The organism is Corallococcus sp. AB049A (assembly GCF_003668885.1).
GTDB lineage: Bacteria > Myxococcota > Myxococcia > Myxococcales > Myxococcaceae > Corallococcus > Corallococcus interemptor.
In genome coordinates this window covers 1-10,411 of the sequence record NZ_RAWL01000316.1, presented here as the reverse complement: position 1 = coordinate 10,411, position 10,411 = coordinate 1, and the positions used below count along the sequence as shown (strand labels likewise).

The window sequence follows — 10,411 nt, the reverse complement described above, 5'->3', positions numbered from 1 at the left end:
GTGGTGCCCCCCCCTCCCAACGAGGAAGAGCAGCTGACCGGAGAGGTGAATGCCCTCTCCAAGGAGTCCGCCCTCCTGCTGGAGGAACAGCACCGGCTCGTGTGGGACTACTGGACGGAGGGCAAGGCGGTGGACATCGCCGCCACCTACAGTGGCAAGCAGGACCTGTTCAGCCTGGAGAACCTGCGCCGCATCGACCGGCTCCGGCACCTGACCAAGGACCCGCGTGAATTGCGCGCCCTCACCGCGCTGCACGGCCACTTCGCCGGTGAGTTCCTGGCGCGCGAGCTGGCCGAGCACAACGACGCCACCGCCAACCTGGAGGCCTCCCTCAAGCTGAGCGTGGACGGGCGCGAGGTGCGCTACCACGACCTGGAGCGGCTGCTCGCCAACGAGAAGAGCGCCCTCAAGCGCAAGGCGCTCTACGCCGCGGCCACGCCCGCGCTCACCCGCCTCAACCAGACGCTGCTGCGCCGCGAGGCGCGCACCAACGAGCTGGTGAAGCAGATGGGCTTCGAGTCCTACGAGGCCTTCGGCAGCGAGCTGCGCCAGGCGGACCTGGAGCGGCTGGCGCAGCTGGCGGAAGAGGTGCTCCAGGCCACGCAGGAGCCGTACCGGCTGGTGATGGAGCGGCTCTCCCAGCGCGAGCTGGGGCTGCCCTTCGCGCAGATTACGCGCGCGGACATCCCGCGCCTGTTCCGCTCGCGCGAGGTGGAGGACGCCTTCCCCAAGGGCGAATCGCTGGCGAAGGCGCAGGCCACCGTGGCGGGGCTGGGCATCGACCTGAACGCGCTGCCCAACGTGAAGGTGGACGCGCGCGACCTGCCGCGGAAGAACCCGCGTCCGCTGGCCATGGCGGTGAAGGTGCCCTCCGACGTGCGGCTGTCCTTCAAGCCGGGCACGGGCGTGCTGCACCAGGGGCGCGTGCTGCATGAGATGGGGCACCTGCTGCACACGGCCTTCACGCAGGAGCCCCGCTTCGAGCTGGCGCGGCTGGGCAACCCCACCGTGGGCGAGGCGTACTCGGCGCTCTTCGAGGACCTGCTGGAGGACCCGGTGTGGCTGGAGGAGAACGCGGGCGTGCTGGGGGACGCGGACAAGCGCGCCCAGTACCTGGCGGCCTCCAGCGCGCACAAGCTGTACCTCATCCGCCACGCGGCGGGCCGGCTGCTCTACCAGCTGGAGCTGCACCGCCGCACGGACGTGGATCCGCGCGAGCTCTACCGGGCCCTGATGGCGCGCACCGGCGCCATGCCCATGACGGCGGACGACGTGGAGCGCTACCTCGTGGACCAGGAGGACTTCTACCAGTCCGCGGACAGCTTCCGGGCGTGGTTCCTGGCCGGGCAGCTCCAGGGCCAGCTGAAGGCGCGCTTCGGTCCCGCGTGGTGGCACGCGCCGGAGGCCGGTGCGTTCCTCAAGGAACTCTGGGCCCGGGGCGCCGCGCCCTCCGCGCGCGAGCTGACGCAGGCCATCGGTGAGAACGGGCTGGCGCCGGACGTGCTGCTGTTGCGGCTGAGCACCACGCTCCAGGTGCCCATGAAGCTGGACCTGCGCCGGCTGGACGACACGCCCGCGCCCCCTGCGGCTCCGGCGAAGACACCGGCCTCGTCGGTGCCGCAGATGCCCCGCGCCGACGCCACGCCCCTGGCCTCGTAGGCACGCGCGGCCCCTTCCCGTCCCCACCCATTGCACGTAGGGTCCCAAGCCATGGTGTCCGTGAAACAGCTCCGTCCCTTCGCGAGCGCCTCGCTGGAGTCCTTCCGCTCCGCGTCCGGCGCGATTGCCCTCATCCAGCAGCCCGTGGACGCGGCCTTCAAGGCCGTGGTGGCCTCCGGCATGGTGGGCCTGCGCACGGTGGGGATGGCGCACCGCTCGCGCATGGAGGAGCGGCTGCTCGCCATGCTGCGCGACTTCGACAACCTGGAGGTGCACTTCCTCGAGCCGAACCAGGACGGCGAGGAGTTCACCGTGGGCCGCACCGACGCGTGCGACCTCATCATCCCCGAGCCCTCCGTGTCCCAGCACCACGCCACCCTGCGCTGGAACGCGGGCGCCGGGGACTTCGCCGTGCGCGACGCCCAGTCCATGAACGGCACCTTCATCAACGGCGCGCCCCTGGCCTTCAAGGCCCAGGTGATGCTCCACGACGGCGCCACGCTGGCCTTCGGCGACGTGCAGTTCCTCTACCTGCGCGCGGAGACGCTGCACGAACACCTGCGCCTCGCCGTGCCCGGCGCGAAGGCGCCCTAGAAAATAGCGAAGGAAACGCGCGAAGGCCCCGCCTCCCACCTCGGGAGACAGGGCCCTCTCGTTGAGTCAGCGCGTCAGCGGGACTACAGCAGCTTCATCAGCTCCGCGCGCTTGGCGGCGTACTCCTCGTCGGAGAGCACGCCCGCGTCCTTCAGCTCCTTGATCTCCTTGAGCCGCTGCGCCGGGCTGCGCGTGTCCGCCGGAGCGGCCGCCTGCGCGGGCTCCGCGGGGCGCTGCTGCTGCTGCTGGTTCTGCTGGTTGGCGAACATCTGCGCCATGCCGAACCCCATGCCCATGCCCATGCCCTGCATGGCGCCGTCGGATCCGCCGCCGCCCTTGGCCATGCCCTCGGACGCGCCGAGCATCGCCTGGCCCTGCGCGTACTGCTGGAAGCCGCCGGCCAGCCGCGAGTACGCCACGTCCTTGGACAGCTTCTTCAGCGTGACTTCGTCCTCGGGCTTGATGCTGACGACGAAGTTGCCCATGCGGACGATGGTGAGGCCGTAGGAGTCCACGTGCGGCTTGAGGCCGGCGAGGATCTCCTGCTCCATCTCCTCCACGTAGGCGCCGCTCGTCACGTCCAGCAGCGGCCACTTCTTCTTCACCAGCAGCTCGGCGGTGCGGTCGCGCGTCACCTTGAGCACCTGGCCCTTGAACCAGCCCAGGAACTCCTCGTTGGTGGCACGGCCCATGCCGACCAGGCCCACCACCAGCTTCTCCGGCTCCGTCACGCGGATGGAGAAGTCGCCGTACACCATGGTGCCGATGCCCAGGCCCGTCTCCGGGTCGCGCACGTCACCGATGGGGCCGCCGAACTTCACGCCCGTGTGCTCGCGGTTGGAGACGAAGAAGATCTCCGCCATGAACATGTTGCCGCCGGTGAAGCCCTCCAGCAGGCGGGACAGGAACGGGATGTTGTTGGTGTCCAGCGTGTGGCGGCCGGGCCCCAGCTTCCCCTCCACCTTGCCGTCCTTGACGAACAGCGCCACCTCATCCGCGTCCACGGTGAGCTGCGTCTTCATCCGGACGTTCTTCTCCGGATACTTGTAGACGATCTCACCCTTCGCGCTGTCCGCGCGGGCGATGAAGTTCCGCTGAGCCTCGCCCTTGATGCTGTCGAAGATCCCCATGTCTGTTTCAGCGCCTCCGTGGCCGCGTGGGCGGCAGGTCTTCAAAGCTTTCGTAACCCCAACCCCTAAATGCGGGGCCGCCGGGGCGAAAGCGCCATCGCGCTCCACCCTGCGTCCTCCGCCGGAACATAACAGCTTCACGGGCGCCTGCCCGTCCGGCCGGCCCCCTGGCAGTCCACTCCCCAACCCGCCAGTGACTCAACCCCAGCGGCTGACCAGACGTTCCCGGTCCAGGAGGCGGATGCTGGCCACCAGCAGGATGAAGTCCAGCACCAGCACCACCGCGCCCTGGATGGCGTAGTAGCCCAGGCCCGCCTTGAGCACACCGGCCACCTGGCCGCCCACCAGTCCCACCAGGGGCAGCACCACCAGCGCGGACAGCTGCTGCGCCATGCGCGCCTCGTTCACGCGCGCGGAGATGAGCACCGCGACGCCGTTGCCGAAGAAGGCGAACAGCGGCGCCAGCACGAACACGCCAAAGCCCCACAGCGTGTTGGGCATCAGCGGCGCGCCCACCAGCGGCCAGGCCACCCAGTCCACGCCCACGCAGAACAGGATGAAGGCGGCCCAGGTGAGCACCACCGCGGGCACCAGCGCGGCCAGGCACTTGCCCGCCACCAGCTCCGCCGCGGACACGGGCGAGGCGAGCAGCGGCTCCAGCGTGCGGCGCTCCTTCTCCCCCGCCACGCTCTGGGACGCGATGAGGATGGGGATGAAGACGGGCATCACCAGGAAGATGCCGAACCAGTCGGTGAGCGACTTGTCGATGAGGAAGCGCGCCGCGCTCGCGCCCAGGGGCAGCGTGGGGTCGTAGAAGAGCGCCACCGTGCGCAGGTCCGCGTGGTCCGGCTGCCGCACGTACGTCCACACCATGCCAATGGGCACCGCCACCATCACCAGCGGCAGCACCGCCATGGACACGAGCAGGCCCACGTTCTTGCGCAGGTCCAGCCAGTCCTTCCAGAACACCGCCATCGCGCGCCGCGGCCGGAAGGCCATGCTCACGTCTCCTCTTTGCGCAGCAGGTCCAGGTACACCTCTTCCAGCGGGCGCTGCGAGGGCACCACGCTGTGCACGCGTGCGCCCTGCCCCACCAGGCACGCCACCACGTCCGGCGCCTGGGCCTCCTCCGCCACCATCACCCGCAGGCGGCCGCCCTCCACCAGCACGTTGGGCTTGAAGGGCAGCGCCGTCAGCCGGGGCACGAACGCCGCCGCGTCACCCTCCACGCGCACGTCCAGCGACTGCCCCGCGCGGCGCAATTCGCGCACCGGGCCCAGCGCCAGCAGGCGGCGGCGCACCACGGCCACGCGCTCGCACAGCCGCTCCACCTCCGACAGGTTGTGCGAGCACAGCACGATGGTGCGCCCCTCGGAGGCCAGCTCCGCCACCGCGTCGCGCACGGTGCGCGCGGACTCCGGATCCAGGCCGCTGGTGGGCTCGTCCAGGAAGATGACGCGCGGGTCGTGCACCAGCGTGCGCACGATGGCCAGCTTCTGGCGCATGCCCTTGCTGAAGCTGCCGCACGGGTCGTCCTCGCGGCCGCCCAGCCCGAAGCGGTCCAGATAGTGCTTCGCGCGGGACCACGCGACGGACTCATCCAGCTCATGCAGCTTCATGAAGAAGCGCAGGTTCTCCCGGGCGGTGAGCCGGTCATAGAGCCCGGGCTGTTCGGTGAGCAGGCCCACCACCTTGCGCAGCGACTCGCCGTCGTGCGTGACGGAGTGGCCCCACACCTCCGCGTCGCCGCTGGAGGGCCGCAGCAGCCCCGTCAGCATGCGCACCGTCGTCGTCTTGCCCGCGCCGTTGGGGCCCAGCAGGCCAAACACCTCGCCGGGCCGCACGTCGAAGGTGAGGTCCTCCACGGCGGTGCGCTCGCCAAAGCGCTTCGCCAGCCCGCGCACGCGCAGGCCTCCCTGCACGGGCGCTTCCGCGCGCGGAGGCGGGACGTAGATGCTCACTCGATGGTCACCAGGACGAACTTGTTGTTGATGTCCCGGTCGATGAGCGTGACGGTCTTGTCGGAGCCCACCGCGTTGCGCAGCAGGTTCACGCGGTTGTGCTCCACCAGCGCCCACTCGCGGCCGGGACGCGACACGTACTGCCGCATGCGCGTGTTGGCGTCGCTGGCGCGGAACTGCTCCACCGTGTTGCGCGAGTAGAACGTCTCACCGCGCCAGTTCATCATGTACGCGGCGATGGGCTCCCCCGGCTTGCGCTGGTCGTAGTAGCGCCAGAACAGGTCGCGCTGCGTCCAGTGGTGGGACAGGTCCACCCAGTGACCCCAGTTGAACCAGAGCGCGAACGCCGCGGCCAGGCCCCAGAAGGTGCTGAAAAGGAGCACGCGCGAGCGCTGCAGCGCGGCCACCGCCGCCAGCACGCCGGCCACGCCGAACGCGAAGCCCATGCCCACCTTCACGTTGATGGTGCCGGACAGCGCCTTGAACAGCGAATCCGCCGCGGGCGGGCCCCGGAAGCCGCGCACCGCCAGCGCCACGCCCACCAGCGCCAGGGCAAAGCCCACCACCTGGAGCACCGTGCGCCCCGGCGCCTCCTCCGGCCGCGACGCCTGCCAGATGAGGAAGCCCGAAACCGCCAGCAGCGCCACGCCCCACAGCCCCATCGCGGACACCTGCCCCTGCGACGAGACAGCGGCCAGCGTGGCCCCGCCGGTGAGCAGCAGGCCCAGCGCGATGGCGCGTCCGGCGGCCGGGCGCTCCGTCTTCACCTTGGAGGAGAACGCGTCGAAGGCCAGGTACACACCGAAGGCCAGGAGCACCAGCGTCACCAGGTCGCCCATCCACAGCGGGCGCGAGGAGAAGAACGCGATGGGCTTGGTGACGAGGTCCTGCGGATAGGGCCGGTCGTAGTTGTAGACGAACAGGTCCGTGAAGTCCTTGGGGTTCTCCGCCAGGTCCTTGCCCACCAGGATGAAGAGCACCAGGCCGAAGATGAGGCTCACGGCGTGCTCGTGGATGCCGTCCTTCCACAGCCGGTCCACGAACAGCGCGATGAGGATGGCCAGGCCCGGCAGGATGGGGAACACGTAGTGGTGGAACTTCGTGGCGCTGGAGGCCAGCAGGTAGAACGCGAACGCCACCCACAGCACGGCGATGAGCGCCAGGTGGTCCGCCTTGTCCCGCGAGCGCAGCTTGAGGCGCGACACCACCGCGAACGCGCCGGGCAAGAGGGCCACCCACGGGAAGATGGCGAAGCCACCCTGCTCGATGAAGTAGGTGAACGACCCGCCCGGCGTGGTGGTGTGCACGCCCGCGGTGAGGCGGTTCAGGTGGTCGTGGATGAAGAAGCGGTACCAGAACAGCTTGCCCTCGTCGTCCACGCCGTCGAAGAGGCACAGCGTCAGGTACCAGGGCACCGCCACCGCCGCGAACACGAGGATGCCCGTGCCCAGCTTCATCCGGTACATCTGCGCCCACAGCACGGGCATGGTCCGCGTGCCCGCGCGCACCTGGGCGCGGACCTCGCCGTTGAAGAGCCAGCGCAGGTGGGCCTCCAGGCTCTCGCGGTTCCACGGGATGACGGCGGCCACCGCGTACAGCACCAGGATGACCGCGGGCAGGCCCACGCCCAACAGGCCCTTGGCCAGCGAGGCCAGGCCCGCGAAGACGTAGAACGCGTACCACCAGCCCGCGCGGTGCTTCGTGGTGTCATCCAGCTGCCCGATGAGCGCGCACGCCATGGCGCACACGAACGTGGTGACGAAGGGCGTGTCGGTGACGGTCTGCCGGGTGAGCAGGAAGTACAGCGGCATGGTGGCCAGCACGAAGCCGGTGGCCAGGCCCGCGCGCATGCTCACGATGCGCGCCACCGCCAGCGACAGGAGCGCCACGGCGGTGATGCTGAGGATGGCGAAGGGCATGCGCATGCCCCACTCCGTGTAGAGGCCCATGGCGCCGTCGCCCCGGAGCGCGCCGACGATGTTCATCCCCAGCGCCTGCATCCACATGGTGAGCGGCGGCTTGGAGAAGAACCACGCGTTCTCCCAGAAGGGATAGACGTAGTCGCTGCGCTGGATCATCTGCCGGCCCACTTCGCCGTAGTGCGTCTCCCAGGGGTCCCACAGGCCGACCGCGCCCAGGTAGGGCACGAAGAGCAGCGCCGCGAAGCCCGCGGTCGCCAGGACGACGCGGGTGGTGAGGGACAGGGCCAGCCACCGCTTCGCCCATGAAGACGTCAGGGTGTCCTCACCGAGGATGGCCTCGGTGAAGGTGGATTCCCCCTGCGGGTTCTTTTCGCCGTCGCTTGCCACGCGCGCGTGCTCCTTCGTCGTCCGGGACGGCCCCACATGCACCCCATGGGACCGGGGGGCTTATACCCCCGCCATCCCCGCCGGTCGACCGACCTGGAAGGGGGTGCGTCGTTCTCGCGTCACCACGATGCACAGGGGCTGTGCAGGCGCCTGCACAGCCGCACGGGCAAGTCCGCGAAAGGCCGTCCTCCAGCCAGGGGGCACGGGGCTTGTAGAGGCCCCCCGTCACGAAGCCCGAGCACGTGGCCGGAACGCGGCGGGCCGCTCGACGCTCGACACGAGGAGCAGTGATGCTGGTTTCAGCGGTGACCCTGGGATGCGCCCTGCTGCTCGGGCAGGTGGAGGAGCCGGAGGTGACGGCCGAAGCGCCCGTCGAACAGGCGCCGGAACCGCCCGCGGAGCCGGAGCCGTGGGACTTCCAGATGGCCATTCCGACGGCCGCGTCTCCCCGGTTCCCCTCCGACGGCGTCCAGATACGCTGCCTTGCCCTGCCGCCCACGCCCGCCGTGCCCTCCGGGCAATGGCGCGCGCGCTGCGACGACGCGAAGAAGGAGTGCCTGGTGTCACCCGCCCAGGTGCTGGACTCCCAGGGCCATGAGACCGACCAGCCCCTGCCGCGGGCGGACTGGTGCGTGTCGCGCGTGATGACTCCGGAGACGACGCGCCAGTACCGCCTGGTGCCCGCCATCGCGGAGGCGCCGCCCGGCTGGTACCGCGACGAGCGCGGACGGGTGCTCCAGTACAACTTCGATCTGCACCGGCGCGTCTACGTGGGCGGAGCCTGGGCGCCGCGCTGGCTGCGCGAGACGGACCGCCTGGACGAGCGCGCGCGGGTGGACTTTGGCGTGGAGCTGGAGTGGCCGGAGAAGCCTGACCGGCTGCACCGGATGACGCTCCTGGACACGGAGCTGTACCTGGGGGACGCGCCTTCGTATGACGCCACGCTCCTGCGCTACGACTTCCGCAGCCAGAACAACGCGCCGCTCTTCCGGGTGACGACGTTCTACGGCCGCCCCCGGCGCTTCGACGTCTACGCCAACCTGGGCTTCTGGATGGAGGTGCTCCACGGTGAGCAGGTGCGCCGCGAGGACGTGCACGCGGACTTCCTCAACGTGGCCGCGACGCACGTGACGCTGGACCTGTGGCACTCGGAGGACCTCGTGTCCTACGTGCGCGTGCGCGCCGGTCCGTCCCTGGAGCGCGACCGGACGAACGGCTTCTACACCCTGGTTCCGGCGGCGGCGCTGGAGGGGGACTTCACGTTGGACCGGGACGGCTTCCACCACGTGCGCTTCGGCGCGGAGGCGCAGAAGGTCCTGCTCGCCGAGTCCGTGGAGGGCCGGCCCCTGCGTCCGGAGCGGCTGCGGCTGCGCGCGGGCTACGAGTTCATCCTGCTGGCCATCAACGACCAGCCCGTGAGCGTGACGCTGGACGGACGCGGGACGTGGCGTGACGACGTGGCGAACGCGCCCGCGGGCTGGGAGTGGTCCGCGCAGGCCGGACTGCGCTTCTCCCTGTGGGCCCCGGCCAGACGGTCCGCGCCGGTGTCCGCCCCCGGGAAGGGCTAGGTCCGGCGATGGTGGCGCTCGCGCTGGCATTGCTCCTGGGCACCGTGCCCGGCCTGTCCTGCACGGGCCGCACGGAGGCCGGGGAGAGGTTCCCCACCTGCTTCGACCCCGGCACCGGCTGGGTGCTGGGCACGCAACTGCGCGTGCAGGACGACGCGGAGGCCCTGGCCGTGCGCACGGGGTTCCTCGTCCGCTCGGCGCGCTCCAGCGGCAGCAAGGCGGACTCGCTGTGGTTCGATTCGCACCGGCTGCTCATGACGGAGGCCTGGGGTGGCGAGCGGAAGGGGCTGACCTTCACCGCGTATGACGGGCTGCTGCGCAGACACGTGGAGGAGGGGTCGCTGCTCGTCACCATCGGCCAGCCCCGGCGCATCCCCTTCCCCTTCGACGTGGCCCTCGCGGCTCGCGCGGCGCACCTGGAGCGGCGCGTCTGGGAGGGGCCCGGCTGGACGCTGGAGACGGGCCGCGTGGGGCTCCTGCTGGATCCGCTCCGCACGAACACGGAGGGGGCCTGGCTGGCCGTGGGCCCCGCCGCGAGCCATGCCCTGCGGCACGCACCGGACGGCACGCAAAACGAGGTGTCTCCGTTCACGTCCCTGCTGCTCGACGCGGGCTGGGAGACGCGGGATGGCCGGTGGGCCCTGCGCGCGACGGGGCTCGCGGGCTGGAGCTTCGACTTCGACGGCGGCTCGCACTTCCGGGCGCGCGGCGAGGTCGCGCTGGAGCACGTGGTCCTCGCCGTCAACGACGCGCCGGTGCTCGTGCGGCTCACGGCCACGGGCATCAAGAACGACGCGGGCCTCTTCCGGCGCGACGAGGGGATGCTGGGCGCGGGGCTCGCGGTGCGCCCGTTCGGAGAGCGCTGAGGCTCGCGTGCGGGGCTTAAGGCCCCGGAGCCTCGACCGCGGCCTTCAAGGCGCCCTCGGCCGCTCGCAGCCGCGGGTCCCGGGGGTCCACGCGGCGCGCCTCCTCCAGACGCCGGAGCGCTCCGGCGGTGTCCCCCTGGGCCAGCGCGCAGCGCACGCCCGCCTCCAGCGCGCCCGTGTCGGACGGCCCGTACACCCGGGCCTCCTCCGCCGCGTGACAGCCCGCATCCACCTGCCCGGATTCGAAGTACGCGCGGGCCAGCTCCACGCGCGTGTCGACCTGAGTGGGAGCCAGCCGCACCGCCGACGACAGCGGCTCCACCG

Annotated in this window: 9 protein-coding genes; 4 read left to right on the top strand and 5 right to left on the bottom strand. The window is 70.9% G+C overall.

What is annotated here, in order from left to right:
* Positions 1 to 1,659, top strand: a complete 1,659-nt coding sequence (locus D7X55_RS27940) for a chromosome segregation protein SMC (protein WP_407921792.1) — start codon at positions 1 to 3, stop codon at positions 1,657 to 1,659.
* Between the two features lie 51 nt (positions 1,660 to 1,710).
* Positions 1,711 to 2,253, top strand: coding sequence for an FHA domain-containing protein (locus tag D7X55_RS27935; protein ID WP_120551995.1), 543 nt, complete (start codon positions 1,711 to 1,713; stop codon positions 2,251 to 2,253).
* 83 nt (positions 2,254 to 2,336) lie between these two features.
* Here D7X55_RS27935 and D7X55_RS27930 read toward each other — a convergent pair whose 3' ends face one another.
* From D7X55_RS27930 to D7X55_RS27915, 4 genes are all read right to left on the bottom strand, one after another.
* Positions 2,337 to 3,383: an SPFH domain-containing protein gene (locus tag D7X55_RS27930; RefSeq protein ID WP_120551996.1), complete on the bottom strand. Its 1,047-nt coding sequence runs from the start codon at positions 3,381 to 3,383 to the stop codon at positions 2,337 to 2,339.
* 198 nt (positions 3,384 to 3,581) lie between these two features.
* Positions 3,582 to 4,382, bottom strand: coding sequence for an ABC transporter permease subunit (locus tag D7X55_RS27925; RefSeq protein ID WP_120551997.1), 801 nt, complete (start codon positions 4,380 to 4,382; stop codon positions 3,582 to 3,584).
* A gap of 2 nt (positions 4,383 to 4,384) precedes the next feature.
* Positions 4,385 to 5,344, bottom strand: a complete 960-nt coding sequence (locus D7X55_RS27920; protein ID WP_199747185.1) for an ABC transporter ATP-binding protein — start codon at positions 5,342 to 5,344, stop codon at positions 4,385 to 4,387.
* Positions 5,341 to 7,653 (bottom strand): glycosyltransferase family 39 protein, encoded by a 2,313-nt coding sequence (locus tag D7X55_RS27915; protein ID WP_121724645.1) that lies wholly within the window; start codon positions 7,651 to 7,653, stop codon positions 5,341 to 5,343. The genes D7X55_RS27920 and D7X55_RS27915 overlap by 4 nt, the downstream gene beginning before the upstream one ends.
* Positions 7,654 to 7,943: 290 nt before the next feature.
* Between D7X55_RS27915 and D7X55_RS27910 the strand changes: the two genes are divergently transcribed.
* Together D7X55_RS27910 and D7X55_RS27905 are read left to right on the top strand one after the other, a co-directional pair.
* On the top strand, positions 7,944 to 9,221 hold the full coding sequence (locus tag D7X55_RS27910; RefSeq protein WP_121724643.1) for a hypothetical protein: 1,278 nt from the start codon (positions 7,944 to 7,946) through the stop codon (positions 9,219 to 9,221).
* 8 nt (positions 9,222 to 9,229) lie between these two features.
* Positions 9,230 to 10,087, top strand: coding sequence for a hypothetical protein (locus D7X55_RS27905; protein ID WP_120551999.1), 858 nt, complete (start codon positions 9,230 to 9,232; stop codon positions 10,085 to 10,087).
* Between the two features lie 16 nt (positions 10,088 to 10,103).
* Here D7X55_RS27905 and D7X55_RS27900 read toward each other — a convergent pair.
* Positions 10,104 to 10,411, bottom strand: a 308-nt coding sequence (locus D7X55_RS27900) for a tetratricopeptide repeat protein (RefSeq protein WP_368666511.1), incomplete at its 5' end; no start/stop codon positions are given.